This window comes from Vibrio sp. R12-SW3-ISO1 (assembly GCF_059834005.1).
The window spans coordinates 1-21,078 of sequence record NZ_JCBDGK010000013.1 but is presented as its reverse complement, the minus strand read 5'-3'; the positions used below and the strand labels follow the sequence as shown (position 1 = coordinate 21,078).

The window sequence follows — 21,078 nt, the reverse complement described above, 5'->3', positions numbered from 1 at the left end:
ATCTTAACCTACAGTTTTGGTTAAAAAGTGTAGTAAAATTACGCTAATTTTGTTTCCAAAGTTACTTTGAAATTTTAACGAGGACATCACTATGTCAGCTAAGAAGCCATTGGCTCTAGTTATCCTTGACGGTTACGGTCACCGTGAGGACACAGCAAGCAACGCTATCGCAAACGCAAAAAAACCGGTTATGGATGCGCTACTTGCTAACCACCCACACACACTCATTTCTGCATCAGGTATGGACGTTGGTCTACCGGACGGTCAAATGGGTAACTCAGAAGTGGGTCACACAAACATTGGTGCTGGCCGTGTGGTTTACCAAGATCTGACTCGTATCACCAAATCCATCTCTGACGGCGAATTTGCCGAAACGCCAGCGCTAGTCGAAGCAGTAGACGCGGCGGTAAAAGCCGGGAAAGCGGTTCATATCATGGGTCTGATGTCACCAGGCGGTGTTCACTCTCACGAAGATCACATCTACGCAGCGGTTGAAATGGCTGCCGCTCGTGGCGCAGAAAAGATCTACCTACACTGCTTCCTAGACGGTCGTGACACACCACCACGCAGCGCAGAAAACTCACTCAAGCGCTTTGATGAACTGTTTGCGAAGCTGGGTAAAGGTCGCATTGCTTCTCTAGTGGGCCGTTACTACGCAATGGACCGTGACAACAACTGGGAACGTGTTCAAGTTGCTTACGACTTGCTAACGCAAGCTAAAGCGGACTTCACGTTTGATTCTGCGGTTGAGGGTCTTGAAGCGGCTTACGCTCGCGAAGAGAACGACGAATTTGTTAAAGCCACTGCGATTAAGACTGACGCACAAGAAGACGCCATCATGCAAGACGGCGACGCGTTGATCTTCATGAACTACCGTGCAGACCGCGCACGCCAAATTACACGTGCTTTCGTGCCTGAATTTGACGGTTTTGAGCGTGCGGTATTCCCAGCCCTTCACTTTGTGATGCTGACTCAGTACGCTGCCGATATCCCACTGGCGATTGCCTTCCCACCGGCGTCTCTTGAGAACACCTACGGTGAGTGGCTATCAAAGCAAGGCCAAACTCAGCTACGTATTTCAGAGACAGAAAAATACGCACACGTGACCTTCTTCTTCAACGGTGGTGTTGAGCAAGAGTTCGACGGTGAAGAGCGTCAACTCGTGGCTTCTCCAAAAGTGGCGACGTACGACCTTCAACCAGAAATGAGCTCTGCTGAACTGACTGAAAAGATGGTTGCCGCGATCAAATCTGGCAAATACGACACCATCATCTGTAACTACCCGAACGCCGATATGGTCGGTCACACTGGTGTGTACGACGCAGCAGAAAAAGCGATTGAAGCGCTAGACGCCAGCGTTGGCCAAGTCGTTGAAGCAATCAAAGAAGTGGGCGGTCAACTGCTGATCACAGCAGACCACGGTAACGCGGAAATGATGGTCGACCCAGAAACAGGCGGCACACACACTGCGCACACCAACCTACCGGTGCCTCTGATTTACGTTGGTGACAAAGCGGTTGAGTTTAAAGAAGGCGGAAAACTGTCTGACCTAGCGCCAACCATGCTGTCTCTTGCAGGTCTAGAAATCCCAGCAGAAATGACCGGAGAAATTCTGGTTAAATAATTTTGCTGCTGTGATAGAGAACCAAAGCCCGAGCCCATGCTCGGGCTTTTTGTGTATTCCAATTTCTGATTTGGGTATACTGACTCAATCTCAAACACTTAGGACAGACAGAGCCATGGTATTGGTTGGGCAAGGACAGCGCAGTTTGCTTTTGAAACCGATGACGGTTTGGATTCTCGCCGTACTCTGTTGGCTTCCTATGACCAGTTTTGCCTCGACCTCTGAGCTTAAAGGGGTCAGTAGCGAGATTTCCCGCCAAAAGCAAAATCTCTCCTCGCAACAAAAAAAGCTCGATGAGCTTCAGCAGTCTCTCAAACAGCAAGAACTGAGCATCACTCGACTCGAAAAAGAGATCACTGAGACCAAGGCGCAACAAAAGAAAACCCAAGAGAGCATTGCAGAGCTCCAACGCCAAATTGATCAGCTAGAAGCGCAAAAAAAAGCCCAAAGCGACAAGCTTGCCGAGTTGATTCAGACCTATTACATGACAGAACGTGCGAAAGCGCCAGCCAATATGCTCAATCGTGGTGTGGAAGAAGATCGCATCAGCCAATACTTCCAACACCTAGCCAAACAGCGCGCTGACATCATCGATGAGTTGCAACTCACTACTGAAAAGCTAACGTCAAGTCAACGCCAACTCGAGTTAGAACAAGCGCAAATTGCTGCACTACTCAAGCAGCAAACTGAGCAGAAAAACGCGCTCACCAAAACGCAATCCAGTCGCCAAGGCACGGTCGCCAACATCAAAAAGAGCATTTCCAACGACCAAGTCTACCTTTCTGAATTGCAACGCAATGAGACGCGCTTAAAAGCGGAAATCGCCAAGGCCGCTAAACGCAATGCCGTGCCGATGGATGGTATTGCACGACAAAAAGGCAAACTGCCTTGGCCACTGAAAGGCCGTATCCTACATCGCTACGGCGCGCCACAAACTGGTCAATTAAGCTGGAAGGGATGGGTGATTGATGCCGATTACGGTCAATCGGTCAAAGCCGTCTATTCTGGCACCGTGGTCTTTGCGGAGTATTTACGAGGCTATGGCCTGGTTGTTCTGCTGGATCACGGCAAAGGCGATATGACCTTATACGGGTTTAACCAAAGTTTGATGAAAAAAGAAGGCGACAAAGTCACCGCCGGAGAGACCATTGCCCTAGCAGGTGATACTGGCGGTCAGCCACAGGCGTCCCTCTACTTTGAGATTCGCCGTAACAGCAAAACCCAAGACCCAAGTCAGTGGCTCACCCGTTAGCCTAGCGATGGTCAGCGCGGCTGATAGTACGCCTCAACCTGTTCAATAAACGTCGCTAATTGATTGGCGGGTAGCGCATTGATGCCAGCGGCCCCCTCTCTTCCACCGCCCGTCGCAAACGCCGAACAAATCGCCCCTGCTCCCTGTTTATTGTTCAAAGGCGCACGCAGTGAAACCAAGAAACTCCCATCAGGATTTTGTGTCAGTACTGCGTGCGCAGAGTGAGGCGCCTGATTCGCTAACGCGTTGCCATACACGCCGCTGACGCGCCTTGCCGCGGGTTCATCAGGCAATTCAAAGACACTCAATGTTGGGCTACGGTAACTGGCTTCCACCGACAATGCCCTCTCCATGTCTGCGTGATAAGCGGCTTTTAATTGCCAATATGGGGAGTGCTTGTCAGCAATCACAGCAAAAGGATCATCATAAGCCAAAAGGGTGTTAAACAGTGCTGCCGGGTGGTAGTGCAAGTCCTCAATCTTGGCGCCATAACCGTTGTAATTGATCAGCGTCCCCAACTCTTGTAGCTGCGCGGCTTGTTTACCATCCAGCCCCGCTTGGGTAGCTAGCTGCTGCGCTGTCGCAATAAGATTGTCGCCAAAGGCAGCGGTGATGGCCCAAAAGTGAAAACGCCCGTCGAGCCACTGATCGACAATGAGCGCGGTACACATGTTGGCATCGAGATTGATGTGAGCATCGAGCAGTGGGTGCTCGGGGATGTTGCCCGATCGGTGATGATCGGCATAGAAGACTGACACACCGCCATCCAGTAAGCTCTCCAACGCGACTCGATTTTTTTCCATCGAGATATCGAGCACTGTCACGCTATCGCCAGGCTGTGGCGATACCTTGTCTAGCAATTGGATGTCACGTTTGACGCCGGTGACCAGCGTTGTCTCTTTCGGCTGCGCTAAGCGCAGTTGCAGTAAGGCAATGATGCCATCGGCATCGCCATTAAACACATCGTAATGCATAAAAAACCCATTCACTTATCTTTCGATACTGTAATGGGTCTTAAAAAATCTAACAATTTTAATTCGTTATAACTAGGATCGAAAAAGCCAGTGCTGCGCGCCGTTAAGCATGCATGGCTTTGACCCCTTCCTCAAACAATTGTAACTGTTCAAGCCCCTGAGCCGTCGCTTTGGGCTTCACAATGGCGATCATTTGTAGCATTCCGCGATGAATGACTTGCTCGGTAATCTGTGTCCGTGGAGACATGGCAGATTGATACGCCAGCCAACTGGACGCAATCAAATGTAAGCTAGTGACCAGAGATTGCATTTCTTGCTCAGAGACATCCAATAAATCCAAAGCGACAAAGGCGTGCATGATCCCAATGAGATTGGTTTGCAGCTTCTCCTGCACTTGAATGTAGTCATCATGCAGCTGTTCATCTCGGCCCAAGATTTCTGGCAAGTTGGCATAGAAGAAACGGTATTTCCACATCAGGGTAAAAATAGAGTCGAGATAGTGCTTAAGTAACACCAAACTCTCCTGCTGACCTTGAATCGGCGTGAAACGTTCAAGCAGCTCGTTGGAGTAGAGCGTAAAAATCTCACGCACAATTTCTTGCTTATTGCGGAAGTGGTAATAGAGATTCCCGGGACTAATATCAATATGCGCGGCGATATGATTGGTGGTAATGGTGCGTTCACCATGCTCGTTAAACAGCTCCAAAGCCGCTAAGACAATTTTGTCGCGAGTCTTCATGAATAATCCGTATCCTTTCTTGTTATTTCAGCAGTATAGCGGCTAGTGTAACCGATAACAAAAAAGCGCCTGGTCATATCAGGCGCTTTGCAAAGATTACTCAATTATTTGTGGTATGGCTTGGATAACTCGTGGACCGCCTCAACAAACACGCCAGCATTTTCAGGTGGCACGTCCAAATGGATGCCGTGTCCGAGGTTAAATACGTGACCTGTGCCCGCATCACCAAAGCCCGCCAGAATGCTCGCTACCTCTTGTTGGATTCGCTCCGGTGAGGCATAGAGCATGGATGGGTCCATGTTGCCTTGCAGTGCCACTTTGTCACCGACTCGCGCTTTGGCGTCTTCGATGTTGATGGTCCAATCCAGTCCGACCGCATCACACCCCGTTGCGGCGATCTGCTCAAGCCACATTCCGCCGTTTTTAGTAAATAGTGTGACAGGAACGCGACGGCCTTCGTTTTCACGCAGCAGTCCATCGACAATTTTGTGCATGTACTGCAATGAGAACAGCTGATAATCACGAGGGGTCAATACACCGCCCCAAGTATCAAACACCATCACGGATTGTGCGCCCGCTTTGATTTGCGCGTTAAGGTACGCAATCACACTGTCCGCCAGTTTATCTAGCAACAGGTGCAAGGTTTGTGGCTCGGCATACATCATCTTTTTAATTTTGGTGAAGGCTTTTGAGCTTCCGCCTTCTACCATGTAGGTAGCGAGCGTCCATGGGCTACCCGAGAAACCAATCAGCGGCACGTCACCATTGAGATCTTTACGAATTTGGCGCACAGCGTTCATGACGTACTGAAGTTCGCCTTCTGGATCTGGGATGCCAATTTTATCGACGTCAGCTTTCGAGGTAATCGGGCGATCGAACACCGGGCCCTCACCCGCAGCAAAGCGGAGGCCTAATCCCATCGCATCTGGAATCGTCAAAATATCGGAGAACAAAATCGCGGCATCAAGTGGAAAGCGACGTAACGGTTGAAGTGTCACTTCTGAGGCCAGCTCTGCGTTTTTACACAGTGACATAAAATCACCCGCTTGCGCGCGCGTGGCTTTGTATTCTGGCAGGTAGCGACCCGCTTGGCGCATCATCCATACCGGGGTGTAATCAACAGGCTCTTTGAGCAGAGCACGAAGATAACGATCGTTTTTGAGTTCTGTCATTCTGTTCTTCCAATCATTTAAGCTGACTTTTTATCGTTCGTATTCTAACACTGTTTAGCTCTCAAAAGCGGTGTGCTTTGCAACCCAGATCAAGTTATTTACTATTAAATCAGTGCTTAATTTGCGCTCAACGCATTGGAGTGTTAAATATTTGTTTGCTAGCGAAAACTACAATTATAAACTGAACATCTCCGTGTTCAGCATCTCATAACGACATCTTACTTACCCCCTCCCTCTCGGAGGGTTTTTTTTATCTCTGCAAGCGTATGTTCAATCAGTGCTCTCGCGATGGTTCCGACTGGCGCAACGGGCGGCATCGCGTCAACCGTAAACCACTGCGCATCACTGAGCTCACTGTAGTCGGGTTTCAATGTGCCACCGGCATAGTCGGCTAAAAAGCCCATCATCATGCTCGATGGAAAGGCCCAAGGTTGACTACCAAAGTAACGCACGTTGGTGACGTCAATCCCCGTCTCCTCTTTGACTTCTCGCGCCACGCATTGCTCAAGGGTCTCTCCGACTTCTACAAAGCCCGCTATGACGGTGTACATGCCATTTCGATGTCTCGGGTGTTGAGCAAGTAAAATCGAGTCTTGGTGGCGTACAGCGACGATAATACAGGGAAAAATGCGCGGATAATGCAACGTTCGGCATTCACCACACTGCATCGCCAATTGATTGTGATTGAGATGGTTACGGCCACCGCATTGCGGGCAAAAACGCATCGTCTGACGCATGTAACCATATTGCACCGCTTTGCTGGCCAACAGAAACAGCGCCTCAGGTAGCGTAAGCGCTTCTCGAAGCGAAGTAAGAGGTAATGGTTGGTCCACCCACTCCTCACAAAGCCACATGACGGGAAGCCCTTCGTAGTGACCGATTTCTATCGCCTCATGCGCAGGCAATTCGAGGGTGTCAGCACAGCCTTTTGGCAACGCACCGTCGGGTAACCAAAGCTCACTTCCCGAGACCACACACCAGTAAGCATCACCCATACGGTTCGTGTCACTTTTCTTTAACATCAGCCACTCCCTTTACTTGCAGTTCGTCTATTTTACTGGCAATCTAAATTCATACCAGAGTTTGTAGTGGGAAAGATCTCCGGCTATAAATTTTAGTAAGGACAAGAGGTTAATTCTCTCAAACTGCTTTGATTTCAAAGCGCAACGATCATCCGGATGGTGATCCGACAAGAGGGCCTGGTCATGTTAAGAAAACTAAAAAGAACCCAAGAACAATGGGGCGGATCGAGTGATGTTATCGACCATTGGTTAGATAGCCGCCAACGTTTGATCGTTGAATTTTGTAAGCTTGCCGCCTTGCAACCGACCTCCTCGAAAACGGCTGTCGTCGAACTCCCTACCCCTGCTGAACTGCAACATTTTTGTGGCGAACTGGTCGACTATATTTCCGAAGGGCATTTTAAAATTTACGACATGGTCATGGATAAATGGCGCTCGACAGGCTTTGAAGCGACCGATGAGATAAACGATACCTACGGTAAAATTGTCCTGACCACGGAGCCTTTATTAAACTTTACCGATAAGTACGCAGCGGTGAGCGACGACGAGACGTTAGACGATTTTGATGCGGACATGTCTGAGATTGGCGAAGTGATCGAAGAGCGCTTCGAAGTCGAAGATCGCCTCATTCAGCTTATTGCGGACAGCTTAGCCATTCCGCCCGGCGCTTAACTTATAACCAGCCCCCTCATTTACTTAATGGTCGATTCACTTCGATAAGTCAACAGACATCGACCACTAGGCACTAGGCACTAGGCACTAGGCACTAAATTCTATTCCAAAATACAAAAAAGGCACCCGAAGGTGCCTTTTTTCATGTCGCTGTATGATTACTCTTCAGAAGAGAAACCTGCGTTAAGCAATGCTGCAAGGTTGTCTGTTGCTTGTTCAGCAGATGGACCTTCTTGCTCTTGTGCACGCTTCGCTTGACGATCTTGGTGGTATGCGAAACCGGTACCTGCTGGAATCAGACGACCAACAATCACGTTTTCTTTCAGACCACGTAGCTCATCACGCTTACCAGAAACAGCCGCTTCTGTTAGTACGCGAGTTGTTTCCTGGAACGATGCCGCAGAGATGAACGACTCAGTCGCTAGCGACGCTTTCGTGATACCTAGTAGTTCACGTTCAAAGCGAGCTGGCTCTTTGCCTTCAGCTTCTAGCTGGCGGTTCGCAATCTTCACTTGTGAGTATTCTACCTGCTCACCCGCTAGGAACTCTGAGTCACCAGCGTGTGTGATAGTACACTTACGTAGCATCTGACGAACGATAGTCTCGATGTGCTTATCGTTAATCTTAACGCCTTGCAGACGGTATACTTCTTGAACTTCGTTCGCGATGTATTGCGTCACAGCGTGGATACCACGTAGACGAAGGATGTCATGCGGAGACTCTGGGCCGTCGGCGATCACATCACCACGTTCCACTTTCTCACCTTCGAACACGTTAAGCTGACGGTGCTTAGGAATCATCTCTTCGTAGGTGTCACCACCTTCACGAGTGATCACTAGACGACGCTTACCTTTGGTCTCTTTACCGAATGACACAGTACCTGTGTGCTCAGCAAGGATCGCAGGCTCTTTTGGCTTACGAGCTTCGAATAGGTCCGCAACGCGTGGAAGACCACCAGTGATATCTCGGTTACCACCTGACTTCTGAGGAATACGTGCAAGTGTATCACCCACACCCACTTCAGCGCCGTCTTCGATGTTCACAATCGCTTTACCAGGCAGGAAGTAATGCGCTGGCATTTCAGTACCAGGAATCAATACATCGTTGCCTTGCGCATCAACAAGTTTGATAGCTGGACGCATATCTTTACCTGCTGCTGGGCGAGCGGCGGCTTCCGTCACTTCGCTTGAAGATAGACCAGTCAAATCGTCGGTTTGACGAGATACAGTTACGCCATCGATCATGTCAACGAACTGGATGCGACCTGCCACTTCAGTGATGATTGGCATGGTGTGCGCTTCCCAGTTTGCCACGGTCTCACCGGACTTCACTGCGTCGCCATCGCCTTTGCTCAATAGAGAGCCGTAAGGCAATTTGTGTTTCTCTTTAGTACGACCGAACTCGTCAATGATCATCATTTCAGAAGCACGAGAGGTGATCACCAGCTTGCCATCTTTGTTGATAACAAATTTCGCATTGCTGAGTTTCACAGAACCGTCGTTCTTCGCTTGGATGCTGTTCTCTGCCGCTGCTGTCGATGCCGCACCACCGATGTGGAACGTACGCATCGTTAGCTGTGTACCTGGTTCACCGATAGACTGAGCAGCGATAACACCTACTGCTTCACCTTGGTTCACGAGGTGACCACGTGCTAGGTCACGACCGTAACATTGTGCACAACAACCGAAGTCAGCATCACAGGTTACAACAGAGCGTACGCGCATGCTGTCTACTGAGTTCTCTTCCATGATTTGACACCACTTCTCATCGATCAGCGTGTTACGTGGAATAAGAACTTCTTCAGTACCTGGCTTCATCACGTCTTCAGCAACAACACGACCTAGCGCTAGCTCAGTCAGTGCCACTTTAACGTCACCACCTTCGATGTGAGGCATCATGTCGACGCCTTCGTGCGTACCACAGTCATGCTCGGTAACGACAACGTCTTGAGCAACGTCTACGAGACGACGAGTTAGGTAACCCGAGTTCGCTGTTTTCAGTGCCGTATCCGCAAGACCCTTACGAGCACCGTGCGTTGAGATAAAGTACTGAAGTACGTTTAGACCTTCTTTAAAGTTTGCAGTGATCGGCGTTTCGATGATTGAACCATCTGGACGCGCCATCAGACCACGCATACCGGCAAGCTGACGAATCTGAGCAGCAGAACCACGAGCGCCCGAGTCAGCCATCATGTAGATGCTGTTGAACGACTCTTGTTGCTCTTCTTCACCATCGCGGTTAACCACAGTTTCAGAAGAGAGGTTCTCCATCATCGCTTTCGCAACACGATCGTTGGTTGATGCCCAAATATCGATCACTTTGTTGTAGCGCTCACCCGCAGTAACAAGACCTGACTGGTACTGTTCTTGGATTTCGCGTACTTCTTCTTCTGCTTCTGCGATTTCAGTGTACTTCGCCTCTGGTACTACCATGTCGTCGATACCGACAGACACACCAGATAGTGCTGCGTAAGCAAAACCTGCGTACATGATTTGGTCAGCGAAGATAACCGTATCTTTCAGGCCCAGTTTACGGTAAGCCTCGTTCAACAGGTTCGAAATCTGTTTCTTACCAAGCTTTTGGTTCACTAAGCTGTATGGAAGACCTGATGGCACGATTTGCCATAGCATTGCACGACCAATCGTGGTGTCCACGAGTTTGGTTTCAGTGGTGCTGTTGCCGTCTTCATCAACAACGGTTTCAGTAATACGTACTTTTACGCGTGCGTGTAGCTCAGCGCTCTTAGTGCGGTATGCCTTTTCAGCCTCTTCTGGGCCAGCAAGGTACATGCCTTCACCTTTCACGTTGATCTTTTCACGTGTCATGTAGTACAGACCCAATACCACGTCCTGAGAAGGTACGATGATAGGATCACCTGACGCTGGCGACAGAATGTTGTTTGTCGACATCATCAGAGTACGAGCTTCAAGCTGTGCTTCTAGAGTTAGAGGCACGTGAACCGCCATTTGGTCACCGTCGAAGTCCGCGTTATACGCCGCACACACAAGTGGGTGTAGCTGAATCGCTTTACCTTCGATCAGTACAGGTTCGAACGCCTGGATACCAAGACGGTGAAGTGTTGGTGCACGGTTCAATAGTACTGGGTGTTCACGGATCACTTCGTCTAGGATATCCCAAACAACCGCTTCTTCACGCTCTACCATCTTCTTCGCAGCTTTGATTGTCGTCGCAAGACCACGAGTCTCTAGCTTGCTGTAGATGAATGGTTTGAATAGCTCAAGTGCCATCTTCTTAGGAAGACCACACTGGTGCAGACGAAGGTATGGACCTACTGTGATTACAGAACGGCCAGAGTAGTCTACACGTTTACCTAGAAGGTTCTGACGGAAACGACCTTGTTTACCCTTGATCATATCAGCAAGAGATTTCAGAGGGCGCTTATTCGAACCTGTGATCGCACGACCGCGACGACCGTTATCTAGAAGGGCATCAACAGACTCTTGCAACATACGCTTTTCGTTACGTACGATGATGTCCGGAGCCGCTAGCTCTAGTAGACGCTTCAAACGGTTGTTACGGTTGATCACGCGACGGTATAGGTCGTTCAGATCAGATGTCGCGAAACGACCGCCGTCTAGTGGTACTAGAGGACGTAGATCTGGCGGAAGTACCGGAAGCACAGTCAGGATCATCCACTCTGGGTTGTTACCAGACTGAACAAACGCTTCAACAAGCTTCAGACGCTTCGTGATTTTCTTACGCTTAGTCTCTGAGTTAGTCGACTGAAGCTCTTCACGCATCTCTTCGATTTCAGCAGGCAGATCCATAGACGCAAGTAGGTCTTTGATCGCTTCTGCGCCCATCTTAGCCGTGAATTCATCACCCCACTCTTCTAGACGATCCAGATACTCTTCTTCAGTCAGCATCTGACCTTTTTCTAGATCCGTCATACCCGGCTCTGTTACCACGTACATTTCGAAGTAAAGAACACGTTCGATATCACGTAGAGGGATATCCATCAGTAGACCGATACGAGACGGCAGTGATTTTAGGAACCAGATGTGAGCCACTGGTGAAGCAAGCTCGATGTGGCCCATGCGGTCACGACGAACTTTAGTTTGTGTAACTTCAACGCCACACTTCTCACAGATAACACCACGGTGTTTCAGACGCTTGTATTTGCCACAAAGACATTCGTAGTCTTTTACTGGGCCAAAAATACGCGCACAGAACAGACCATCGCGCTCAGGTTTGAACGTACGATAGTTGATCGTTTCAGGTTTTTTCACTTCACCGAAAGACCATGAACGGATCATGTCTGGTGAAGATAGACCGATTTTGATTGCATCAAACTCTTCGGTCTTATGCTGTGCTTTTAGAAAGTTTAATAAGTCTTTCACAATCAGCTCCTGTAAGGAGTTAAAAGATGCCCGCCAAGACAGGCACCTTCTACCAAATAACCCAATTTATCTCTGTCTCAGAGATGGTGGATTACTCTTCGTCTTCTAGCTCGATGTTGATACCTAGCGAGCGAATCTCTTTCAACAATACGTTGAACGATTCTGGCATACCAGGTTCCATGCTGTGGTTACCGTCGACGATGTTTTTGTACATCTTCGTACGGCCGTTCACGTCATCCGACTTAACGGTTAGCATTTCTTGTAGCGTGTAAGCAGCACCGTATGCTTCAAGTGCCCATACTTCCATCTCACCGAAACGCTGACCACCGAACTGAGCTTTACCACCAAGTGGCTGCTGAGTTACTAGGCTGTATGAGCCGGTTGAACGAGCATGCATCTTGTCATCAACAAGGTGGTTCAGTTTGAGCATGTACATGTAACCTACGGTTACCGGACGCTCAAACGCATCACCAGTGCGACCATCAAACAGTGTTAGCTGACCAGACTCTGGTAGATCACCCAGTTTCAGTAGCTCTTTAATTGATGTTTCGTTCGCACCGTCAAAGACTGGTGTCGCGATTGGTAGACCACCACGAAGGTTTCCGATCAGCGTGCGTACTTCGTCATCTGATAGTGAAGCAATGTCCACTTGCTGACGCGTTTCGCCAAGGTCGTAGACTTTCTGTAGGAAGTCACGGAACTTAGCCAGCTCTTGCTGCTCTTTCACCATCTGGTTGATCTTGTCACCGATGCCTTTCGCCGCCAGACCTAAGTGAACTTCTAGGATCTGACCGATGTTCATACGCGAAGGTACACCCAGTGGGTTCAGAACGATGTCGACCGGTTGGCCTTTCTCATCGTATGGCATGTCTTCAACAGGGTTGATCTTAGAGATTACACCCTTGTTACCGTGACGACCCGCCATCTTATCACCAGGCTGAATGCGACGTTTCACCGCGAGGTAAACTTTCACAATCTTCAGTACGCCAGGAGCAAGATCATCACCCTGTGTGATCTTACGACGCTTAGTTTCAAACTTCTTATCAAAGTCCGCTTTTAGCTCGTCCCACTGCTCAGCCAATTGCTCTAGCTGAGTTTGTAGTGCGTCGTCTTCTAGCGTGAACTCAAGCCACTTCTTACGATCCGTTGCGTCAAGTTTCGCTTCCGCGTAGCCACCGTCAATCAAGACAGCTCTCACACGGTTAAGAAGGCCACCCTCAAGAATCTGGAATTCTTCAGTTAGGTCTTTCTTCGCTTCTTTCAGCTGCATCTGCTCAATTTCAAGCGCACGCTTGTCTTTCTCTACGCCATCACGAGTAAAGACTTGAACATCGATGATAGTACCTGAAACAGAGTTTGGTACACGCAGTGACGTATCTTTCACGTCTGATGCTTTTTCACCGAAGATAGCACGCAGTAGCTTCTCTTCAGGCGTCAGCTGAGTTTCACCTTTCGGCGTCACTTTACCAACTAGGATGTCGCCACCCTTCACTTCAGCACCGATGTATACGATACCTGACTCGTCAAGTTTAGACAGAGCAGACTCACCTACGTTTGGAATGTCAGCTGTGATCTCTTCTGCGCCAAGCTTAGTATCACGCGCCACACAAGATAGCTCTTGGATGTGGATCGTTGTGAAACGGTCTTCTTGAACGACGCGCTCAGACACTAAGATCGAGTCTTCGAAGTTGTAACCGTTCCAAGGCATGAACGCGATACGCATGTTCTGACCAAGCGCTAGCTCACCAAGGTCTGTTGAAGGACCATCAGCTAGAACGTCGCCACGTAGTACAGACTCACCTGGCATCACACATGGACGCTGGTTGATACACGTGTTTTGGTTTGAACGTGTGTACTTCGTTAGGTTGTAGATATCGATACCCGCTTCGCCAGGAATCAACTCTTCTTCGTTAACCTTAACGACGATGCGCGATGCGTCCACTGACTGGATAACACCACCACGTTTCGCTACCGCTGTCACACCAGAGTCAACCGCGATGTTACGCTCGATACCCGTACCAACGAGAGGCTTGTCAGCCTTCAGTGTTGGAACAGCCTGACGTTGCATGTTCGCACCCATCAATGCACGGTTCGCATCATCGTGTTCTAGGAACGGGATAAGCGATGCAGCGATAGATACAACCTGGTTGGTTGCAACGTCCATGTAATCAACATGTTCGCGTGGGTGTAGACCAGATTCACCTTTCTGACGAGCCGTGATCAGCTCTTCAGCAAATGTGCCTTCTTCAGTCAGAACCGTGTTCGCCTGAGCGATAACGTACTGACCTTCTTGAATAGCAGATAGGTAATCCACTTCGTCTGTTACTACGCCATCAACAACGCGACGGTATGGAGTTTCTAGGAAACCGTACTCGTTACAACGCGCAAACGCAGACAGAGAGTTGATCAGACCGATGTTTGGACCTTCAGGCGTTTCGATAGGACATAGACGACCGTAGTGCGTTACGTGTACGTCACGTACTTCGAAGCCAGCACGCTCACGAGTTAGACCGCCAGGACCCAATGCAGAAATACGACGCTTGTGCGTGACTTCTGATAGTGGGTTGTTTTGGTCCATAAACTGAGACAGCTGTGAAGAGCCAAAGAATTCTTTTACTGCCGCTGAGATAGGCTTAGCGTTGATCAGGTCTTGAGGCATGATAGCATCAAGATCGCCAAGGCTTAGACGCTCTTTCACCGCACGTTCGACACGAACAAGACCAACACGGAATTGGTTTTCAGCCATTTCGCCAACGCTACGGATACGACGGTTACCTAGGTGGTCGATATCGTCCACTTCGCCGATGCCGTTACGGATAGCGATAAGCTTCTTCATCACTTCGATGATATCAGTCTCATCAAGAGTGCCTTGCTCACCAGCATCTTCACGTTCGATAGAGCTGTTGAACTTCATACGACCAACAGTCGATAGATCGTAACGCTCTTCCGAGAAGAATAGGCTTTCGAACAGAGCTTCTGCCGCTTCTTTCGTTGGTGGCTCACCAGGGCGCATCATGCGGTAGATTTCAACTAGCGCAGAGATGCGATCAACGGTGCTGTCGATACGCAAGGTATCAGACATGAATGGACCGTGATCAAGATCGTTAGTAAAGAGCACTTCAAGCGCTTTGTGACCTGCTTGAGACAGGTTCGCGAGTGCTTCTAGGCTGATCTCTTGGTTAGCTGCAACAATGATCTCGCCAGTGGCTTCATTGATGTAATCTTTTGATGCCACTTTGCCTACGATGTACTCAACCGGTACTTCAATATGATCAACACCATCTTTTTCAAGCTGGCGAATGTGGCGAGCCGTCACGCGACGACCTTGTTCAACATACACCGTACCGTTGGCTTCGATATTGAATGTCGCTGTTTCGCCACGTAGGCGATCAGGGACCAACTCCATCAATAGAGTTTGGTCTTTCACTTCGAAGTTCACCTTCTCAAAGAAGATGTCTAGGATCTCTTCTGTCGTCTTACCTAGTGCGCGCAGAATGATCGAAGCGGGTAGCTTACGACGGCGGTCGATACGTACGTATAGGTTATCCTTAGGATCGAACTCAAAATCAAGCCATGAACCACGGTAAGGGATAACACGTGCGTTATAAAGAACTTTACCCGATGAGTGGGTCTTACCCTTATCGCTGTCGAAGAATACGCCTGGGCTTCTGTGCAGCTGGGATACGATAACCCTCTCGGTACCATTGATTACGAAGGTACCATTGTCTGTCATAAGCGGAATCTCGCCCATGTAGACTTCTTGTTCTTTAATGTCTTTGACAGTACCTGCTGGCGCGTCTTTATCAAAAATAACTAGGCGAAGTTTTACGCGTAGTGGTTTTGAATAAGTAACGCCGCGGATTTGACATTCTTTCACGTCAAATACTGGCTCACCAAGACGGTAGCTAACGTATTGCAGCTCGGAATTGCCGTTGTAGCTCTGGATTGGGAATACAGAACGGAAAGCAGCCTCAAGACCGTATTGCCCCTCAGGATCCTGTTCGATGAATTTTTCGAACGAATCGAGCTGGATCGATAGCAGGTATGGAATGTCCAAAACTTGTGGACGAGTACCAAAGTCCTTACGGATGCGCTTTTTCTCGGTATAAGAGTAAACCATGGGGTTCCTCAGCTCGCTGATAAGTGACCCAAACTGTCTCAAATCATTAGGAGACAGTGACTGAACAACTGTTTAACAGTAGTGACATTTCATAAAGCAACAATGAAATGTTTTTTTGCTTAAGCTTAGGTGACTAAACAGCGGAAAATTCACCTATGCCCTACAGCGCAAAAAGGCCGGTGGTTAGAAAACCACCAGCCATTAGCCGTTAGGCTAAGAAACTATGCAGTAATTACTTAACAGTAACACTTGCACCTGCTTCTTCTAGCTGAGCTTTAAGAGCTTCAGCTTCAGCTTTCTCAACGCCTTCTTTTAGAGGTGCTGGAGCGCCGTCTACTAGAGCTTTAGCTTCTTTAAGGCCTAGACCAGTTGCGCCACGTACTGCTTTGATTACAGCAACTTTGTTACCGCCAGCAGATTCTAGGATTACGTCGAATTCAGTTTGCTCAGCAGCAGCTTCGCCTGCAGCAGCACCGCCAGCTACAACAGCAGCAGCAGCAGATACGCCGAACTTCTCTTCCATCGCTTCGATTAGTTCAACAACTTGCATCACAGACATTTCTGCGATTGCGTCTAGGATTTGCTCGTTAGTAATAGACATAACAATTCTCTTTTAAAATCAACAATAAGTTTAATTAGCAACCAGTAAAAAGCAAGGCTTACGCCGCTGCTTCTTCTTTTTGATCGCGGATAGCAGCGATAGTACGTGCCAACTTGCCAGCAGAAGCTTCTTTCATGCACATCATTAGGCGTGCAATCGCTTCGTCGTAAGTTGGTAGTGTCGCTAGTACTTCAGCGTCAGTTAGCGCGCCTTCAAATGCAGCAGCTTTGATCTCGAAGTCTTTGTTCTCTTTAGCGAAGTCTTTGAAAAGACGCGCTGCAGCACCTGGGTGCTCGTTAGAGAACGCGATGAGAGTAGGACCAGTGAAAGTGTCTGTTAGACACTCGTAGTCTGTACCTTCAACCGCACGACGCATTAGAGTGTTACGAACAACTCGTACGTAAACGCCAGCTTCACGAGCTTGCTTACGTAGTGAAGTCATTGCGCTTACTTCAACGCCACGAGAATCAGCTACAACTGCAGAAAGTGCACCACTGGCAGCTTCGTTGACTTCAGCAACAATTGCTTTTTTGTCTTGAAGGTTTAAAGCCATCTTGGATTTACTCCTGGTTGTTGTTACACCACTCACTATTATCACAACAGTGAGAGCTATTGAGGTGCTTCCCAGAAGAAAGGTAACTATTTACATAGAGCTTTCTGTCAGTTCGGGCACCATCTACGTAGGAGAATTAAGCCTGAAGTTGTAAAACAAATTCAGACACCTACGGTCTTGGACGGAGACTGGGTCATAATTCACAGCCAATTCTTAACGAATTGAATGAACCAAAGTTCAGCCCCAACCACAAATATTAGGCGCAAAATTATACATTAATTTTGCGCCTAAGCAAATATATTATGCTTGAGTGTTCAGGCTAGCCTGATCAACAGCAACACCAGCACCCATTGTTGTAGAGATGCTGACTTTCTTCAGGAAAACACCTTTCGCTGAAGATGGCTTAGCTTTCTTCAGAGCCACTAGAAGTGCTTCTAGGTTCTCTTTGATCTGCTCTGCAGAGAAGTTTGCTTTACCGATAGTCGTGTGGATGATGCCGTTTTTGTCGTTACGGTAACGAACCTGACCCGCTTTAGCGTTCTTAACCGCTTCAGCAACGTTAGGAGTTACAGTACCAACTTTAGGGTTTGGCATTAGACCGCGAGGACCTAGGATAGTACCTAGTTGACCTACAACGCGCATTGCATCTGGAGAAGCAACAACAACGTCAAAGTTCATTTCGCCTTTCTTCACTTGCTCAGCAAGATCTTCCATACCCACTAGATCTGCGCCAGCTTCTTTAGCTGCTTCAGCGTTTGCACCTTGAGTGAACACTGCAACGCGGATATCGCGGCCAGTACCGTGAGGTAGTACAGTTGCACCACGTACGTTCTGGTCAGATTTACGAGCATCGATGCCAAGGTTAACAGCAACGTCTACAGACTCAACGAATTTCGCTGTTGCTAGCTCTTGAAGAAGTGCTACAGCTTCGTTGATTTCGTATTCTTTAGTTACGTCAACTTTTTCGCGGATTACGCGCATGCGCTTAGTTAGTTTAGCCATCTTATTAACCCTCTACCACTAGGCCCATTGAACGAGCAGTACCTGCGATAGAACGCTTCATCGCTTCGATGTCAGCACCAGTCATATCAGCAGCTTTAGTTTCTGCGATTTCTTGGATTTGAGCATCAGTAACAGTACCCACTTTTTCAGTGTTTGGACGACCTGAACCAGACTTAACGCCAGCCGCTTTCTTAAGAAGAACTGCAGCAGGTGGAGTCTTAGTGATGAACGTGAAAGAACGGTCACTGTATACAGTGATAACAACTGGAGTTGGTAGACCTTTCTCTAGAGATTCTGTTTTCGCGTTGAACGCTTTACAGAATTCCATGATGTTCACACCGTGTTGACCTAGTGCAGGACCAACTGGTGGACTTGGGTTTGCCATACCAGCAGCAACTTGCAGCTTGATATAAGCTTCAACTTTCTTAGCCATGATAATTCCTAAATTTTGGGTACAGACGCTATTCGACTGAACAGCTCCCCGTTGATGTCAATACTTGTTACTTTGGTTGAAGCTGGGCTTCAGCCAAAATAATAAGGCGCGAAATTATAGTCATAATCCGCGCCCTACACAACCCTAAAAGGTCATTAATTAATCATGTTTTTCAACTTGACCAAATTCAAGCTCAACTGGTGTTGCACGACCAAAAATCGATACAGACACTTTCAGGCGGCTCTTCTCGTAATCCACTTCTTCAACGGTACCGTTGAAGTCAGCAAATGGACCGTCGGTCACGCGAACCACTTCACCCGCTTCGTACATAGTACGTGGACGAGGTGCTTCACTCGCTTTCTCAAGACGATTCAAGATAGCGTCAGCTTCCTTATCAGAGATAGGAGCTGGACGATCTGAGGTACCACCAATGAAGCCCATGACACGCGGCACACTACGTACTAAGTGCCATGATTCATCGTTCATGATCATCTGGACTAGAACATAGCCCGGGAAGAACTTACGCTCAGATTTACGACGTTGACCTGCGCGCATTTCCACAACTTCTTCTGTTGGGACTAGCACTTCACCAAACAGCTCTTCCATGCCATGCATTTTGATATGCTCACGAAGAGACTGAGCTACGCGGCCTTCAAATCCAGAGAAGGCTTGAACCACATACCAGCGTTTTTTAGGAGCTTCACTCATGAATTAAAACCTCTATACCCCAGTCACAAAGGCAACAAGACGAACCATAATGCCGTCAATGCCCCAAAGTGCTAGAGCCATTACAATACTTACAGCTAAAACGATCAAAGTTGTTTGCATAGTTTCTTGGCGAGTAGGCCAAACCACTTTGCGAACTTCCATGCGAGATTCTTTAGCAAAATCAATCGCAGCTTTACCTTTCGTTGTTGTAGCAGCCACACCCAGTGCAGCAGCGATTAGCACAACAACACCTGCAGCGCGAATCACTACAGAGAGTTCACCGTACAGGTAATTACCCACAACAGCGGCAGCTAGCAGAACAAAAGTGACAATCCACTTAAAGATATCTGCGCTATTTGAGCTTTCAGGAGTTTCAGCATTATTAGCTTTCATAAAACCAGCCTGTCATTAGTCTTAATATAGACGACAACAACCCCGCTGTTGCAGGGCAAATCCATACACGCCAATCATTACTGGTCGACGTACTCTTTATTGATCAAAACGCCCAGTTTTTAATCAAAATTTTCCTGCGTAATGCTTACATGAACAACAAATCAGCAAACATTATCTTCAGTGCAGAAAAAGGGCATCAAATGATGCCCTCTTTGCTACTGGTTCGTCAAATCTTATTCCAAGATTTTCCGAAGACTTCAGCTAATTTATCTAAATTAGTCGAAGATCTTAGCAACAACACCAGCACCAACTGTACGGCCACCTTCGCGGATCGCGAAACGTAGACCTTCGTCCATCGCGATTGGTGCGATTAGCTCTACAGTCATCTTGATGTTATCGCCTGGCATTACCATTTCTACGCCTTCAGGTAGCTCGATGTTACCTGTTACGTCAGTTGTACGGAAGTAGAACTGTGGACGGTAGCCTTTGAAGAATGGAGTGTGACGACCACCTTCATCTTTAGATAGTACGTAAACTTCTGACTCGAACTTAGTGTGTGGAGTGATTGAACCAGGCTTAGCTAGTACTTGACCACGCTCAACTTCGTCACGCTTAGTACCACGTAGAAGTGCACCAACGTTCTCACCCGCACGACCTTCGTCTAGAAGCTTACGGAACATTTCAACACCAGTACATGTTGTAGTAGTAGTGTCTTTGATACCTACGATAGCAACTTCGTCACCTACGTTTAGGATACCGCGCTCGATACGACCTGTTACTACAGTACCACGACCTTGGATTGAGAATACGTCTTCGATTGGCATTAGGAACGGCATGTCTACTGCACGCTCTGGCTCTGGGATGTAGTTGTCTAGCGCTTCTGCTAGTTCAACAATTTTCGCTTCCCACTGCTCTTCGCCGTTTAGTGCGCCTAGTGCAGAACCTTGGATAACTGGTAGGTCATCACCTGGGAAATCGTACTCAGATAGAAGTTCACGTACTTCCATTTCTACTAGTTCTAGTAGCTCTTCATCGTCAACCATGTCACATTTGTTCATGAATACGATGATGTAAGGAATACCAACCTGACGGCCTAGTAGGATGTGCTCACGAGTTTGTGGCATTGGGCCATCTGTCGCAGCAACAACTAGGATACCACCGTCCATCTGTGCAGCACCTGTGATCATGTTCTTAACATAATCCGCGTGTCCTGGACAGTCTACGTGTGCGTAGTGACGAGTTGGAGTGTCGTACTCTACGTGAGAAGTTGCGATTGTGATACCGCGCTCACGCTCTTCTGGAGCGTTATCGATAGATGCGAAGTCACGAGCAGCACCGCCGTAAACTTTTGCAAGAGTAGTACAGATAGCTGCAGTTAGAGTTGTTTTACCGTGGTCAACGTGGCCGATAGTACCAACGTTTACGTGCGGTTTTACACGTTCAAATTTTTCT

At 48.2% G+C, this 21,078-nt stretch carries 16 protein-coding genes; 3 read left to right on the top strand and 13 right to left on the bottom strand.

The annotated features are described in order from the left end of the window. The first annotated feature begins 91 nt into the window (after nucleotides 1-91). Nucleotides 92-1,624 (top strand): 2,3-bisphosphoglycerate-independent phosphoglycerate mutase, encoded by a 1,533-nt coding sequence (gpmM, locus tag AC6R0R_RS03435; protein ID WP_500625710.1) that lies wholly within the window; start codon nucleotides 92-94, stop codon nucleotides 1,622-1,624. Nucleotides 1,625-1,784: 160 nt separating this feature from the next. After that, nucleotides 1,785-2,876, top strand: a complete 1,092-nt coding sequence (locus tag AC6R0R_RS03430; protein WP_500625714.1) for a murein hydrolase activator EnvC family protein — start codon at nucleotides 1,785-1,787, stop codon at nucleotides 2,874-2,876. An 11-nt stretch (nucleotides 2,877-2,887) separates the two neighbouring features. Here the strand turns inward: AC6R0R_RS03430 and AC6R0R_RS03425 are convergent, their stop codons facing one another. From AC6R0R_RS03425 to nudC, 4 genes are all read right to left on the bottom strand, one after another. Then, nucleotides 2,888-3,850, bottom strand: coding sequence for a DHH family phosphoesterase (locus AC6R0R_RS03425; RefSeq protein WP_500625709.1), 963 nt, complete (start codon nucleotides 3,848-3,850; stop codon nucleotides 2,888-2,890). A 103-nt stretch (nucleotides 3,851-3,953) separates the two neighbouring features. Next, complete coding sequence (locus AC6R0R_RS03420; protein ID WP_334555700.1) at nucleotides 3,954-4,589, bottom strand: TetR/AcrR family transcriptional regulator; 636 nt, start codon at nucleotides 4,587-4,589, stop codon at nucleotides 3,954-3,956. A 104-nt stretch (nucleotides 4,590-4,693) separates the two neighbouring features. Next, on the bottom strand, nucleotides 4,694-5,761 hold the full coding sequence (gene hemE / locus AC6R0R_RS03415) for a uroporphyrinogen decarboxylase (protein ID WP_500625708.1): 1,068 nt from the start codon (nucleotides 5,759-5,761) through the stop codon (nucleotides 4,694-4,696). Nucleotides 5,762-5,979: 218 nt separating this feature from the next. Continuing rightward, nucleotides 5,980-6,783 carry an NAD(+) diphosphatase gene (gene nudC / locus AC6R0R_RS03410; protein WP_500625707.1) on the bottom strand — a complete coding sequence of 268 codons (804 nt, stop codon included), beginning with the start codon at nucleotides 6,781-6,783 and terminating at the stop codon, nucleotides 5,980-5,982. A gap of 177 nt (nucleotides 6,784-6,960) precedes the next feature. Here nudC and rsd point away from each other — a divergent pair, with 177 nt between their 5' ends. Continuing rightward, nucleotides 6,961-7,455: a sigma D regulator gene (gene rsd, locus AC6R0R_RS03405; protein ID WP_334555727.1), complete on the top strand. Its 495-nt coding sequence runs from the start codon at nucleotides 6,961-6,963 to the stop codon at nucleotides 7,453-7,455. Nucleotides 7,456-7,613: 158 nt separating this feature from the next. Here the strand turns inward: rsd and rpoC are convergent, their stop codons facing one another. The 9 genes from rpoC to tuf form a co-directional block, all read right to left on the bottom strand. Then, on the bottom strand, nucleotides 7,614-11,816 hold the full coding sequence (gene rpoC / locus AC6R0R_RS03400; RefSeq protein WP_500625706.1) for a DNA-directed RNA polymerase subunit beta': 4,203 nt from the start codon (nucleotides 11,814-11,816) through the stop codon (nucleotides 7,614-7,616). Between the two features lie 91 nt (nucleotides 11,817-11,907). Beyond that, nucleotides 11,908-15,936, bottom strand: a complete 4,029-nt coding sequence (gene rpoB, locus AC6R0R_RS03395; protein WP_487903414.1) for a DNA-directed RNA polymerase subunit beta — start codon at nucleotides 15,934-15,936, stop codon at nucleotides 11,908-11,910. Nucleotides 15,937-16,168: 232 nt separating this feature from the next. Next, the gene (rplL, locus tag AC6R0R_RS03390) at nucleotides 16,169-16,537 is read right to left on the bottom strand and encodes a 50S ribosomal protein L7/L12 (protein ID WP_334555695.1); all 369 of its coding nucleotides are present in this window, start codon (nucleotides 16,535-16,537) and stop codon (nucleotides 16,169-16,171) included. A gap of 58 nt (nucleotides 16,538-16,595) precedes the next feature. Continuing rightward, complete coding sequence (rplJ, locus tag AC6R0R_RS03385) at nucleotides 16,596-17,090, bottom strand: 50S ribosomal protein L10 (protein ID WP_487903413.1); 495 nt, start codon at nucleotides 17,088-17,090, stop codon at nucleotides 16,596-16,598. A 300-nt stretch (nucleotides 17,091-17,390) separates the two neighbouring features. Continuing rightward, the gene (gene rplA, locus AC6R0R_RS03380) at nucleotides 17,391-18,092 is read right to left on the bottom strand and encodes a 50S ribosomal protein L1 (protein WP_334555693.1); all 702 of its coding nucleotides are present in this window, start codon (nucleotides 18,090-18,092) and stop codon (nucleotides 17,391-17,393) included. Between the two features lie 4 nt (nucleotides 18,093-18,096). After that, entirely contained in the window at nucleotides 18,097-18,525 is a 429-nt protein-coding gene (gene rplK, locus AC6R0R_RS03375) for a 50S ribosomal protein L11 (RefSeq protein WP_334555692.1), read from the bottom strand. A 159-nt stretch (nucleotides 18,526-18,684) separates the two neighbouring features. After that, complete coding sequence (gene nusG, locus AC6R0R_RS03370; protein ID WP_334555691.1) at nucleotides 18,685-19,233, bottom strand: transcription termination/antitermination protein NusG; 549 nt, start codon at nucleotides 19,231-19,233, stop codon at nucleotides 18,685-18,687. A 12-nt stretch (nucleotides 19,234-19,245) separates the two neighbouring features. Then, the gene (secE, locus tag AC6R0R_RS03365; RefSeq protein ID WP_334555690.1) at nucleotides 19,246-19,626 is read right to left on the bottom strand and encodes a preprotein translocase subunit SecE; all 381 of its coding nucleotides are present in this window, start codon (nucleotides 19,624-19,626) and stop codon (nucleotides 19,246-19,248) included. A gap of 275 nt (nucleotides 19,627-19,901) precedes the next feature. Further along, nucleotides 19,902-21,078: elongation factor Tu (gene tuf, locus AC6R0R_RS03360; protein WP_500625705.1), on the bottom strand; the 1,177-nt coding region annotated here is incomplete at its 5' end.

Coding starts and splice junctions, on each gene's coding strand:
- gpmM (WP_500625710.1), top strand. CDS start 92: ATGTCAGCTAAGAAGCCATTGGCTCTAGTTATCCTTGACGGTTACGGT.
- AC6R0R_RS03430 (WP_500625714.1), top strand. CDS start 1,785: ATGACGGTTTGGATTCTCGCCGTACTCTGTTGGCTTCCTATGACCAGT.
- AC6R0R_RS03425 (WP_500625709.1), bottom strand. CDS start 3,850: ATGCATTACGATGTGTTTAATGGCGATGCCGATGGCATCATTGCCTTA.
- AC6R0R_RS03420 (WP_334555700.1), bottom strand. CDS start 4,589: ATGAAGACTCGCGACAAAATTGTCTTAGCGGCTTTGGAGCTGTTTAAC.
- hemE (WP_500625708.1), bottom strand. CDS start 5,761: ATGACAGAACTCAAAAACGATCGTTATCTTCGTGCTCTGCTCAAAGAG.
- nudC (WP_500625707.1), bottom strand. CDS start 6,783: ATGTTAAAGAAAAGTGACACGAACCGTATGGGTGATGCTTACTGGTGT.
- rpoB (WP_487903414.1), bottom strand. CDS start 15,936: ATGGTTTACTCTTATACCGAGAAAAAGCGCATCCGTAAGGACTTTGGT.
- rplL (WP_334555695.1), bottom strand. CDS start 16,537: ATGTCTATTACTAACGAGCAAATCCTAGACGCAATCGCAGAAATGTCT.
- rplJ (WP_487903413.1), bottom strand. CDS start 17,090: ATGGCTTTAAACCTTCAAGACAAAAAAGCAATTGTTGCTGAAGTCAAC.
- rplA (WP_334555693.1), bottom strand. CDS start 18,092: ATGGCTAAACTAACTAAGCGCATGCGCGTAATCCGCGAAAAAGTTGAC.
- rplK (WP_334555692.1), bottom strand. CDS start 18,525: ATGGCTAAGAAAGTTGAAGCTTATATCAAGCTGCAAGTTGCTGCTGGT.
- nusG (WP_334555691.1), bottom strand. CDS start 19,233: ATGAGTGAAGCTCCTAAAAAACGCTGGTATGTGGTTCAAGCCTTCTCT.
- secE (WP_334555690.1), bottom strand. CDS start 19,626: ATGAAAGCTAATAATGCTGAAACTCCTGAAAGCTCAAATAGCGCAGAT.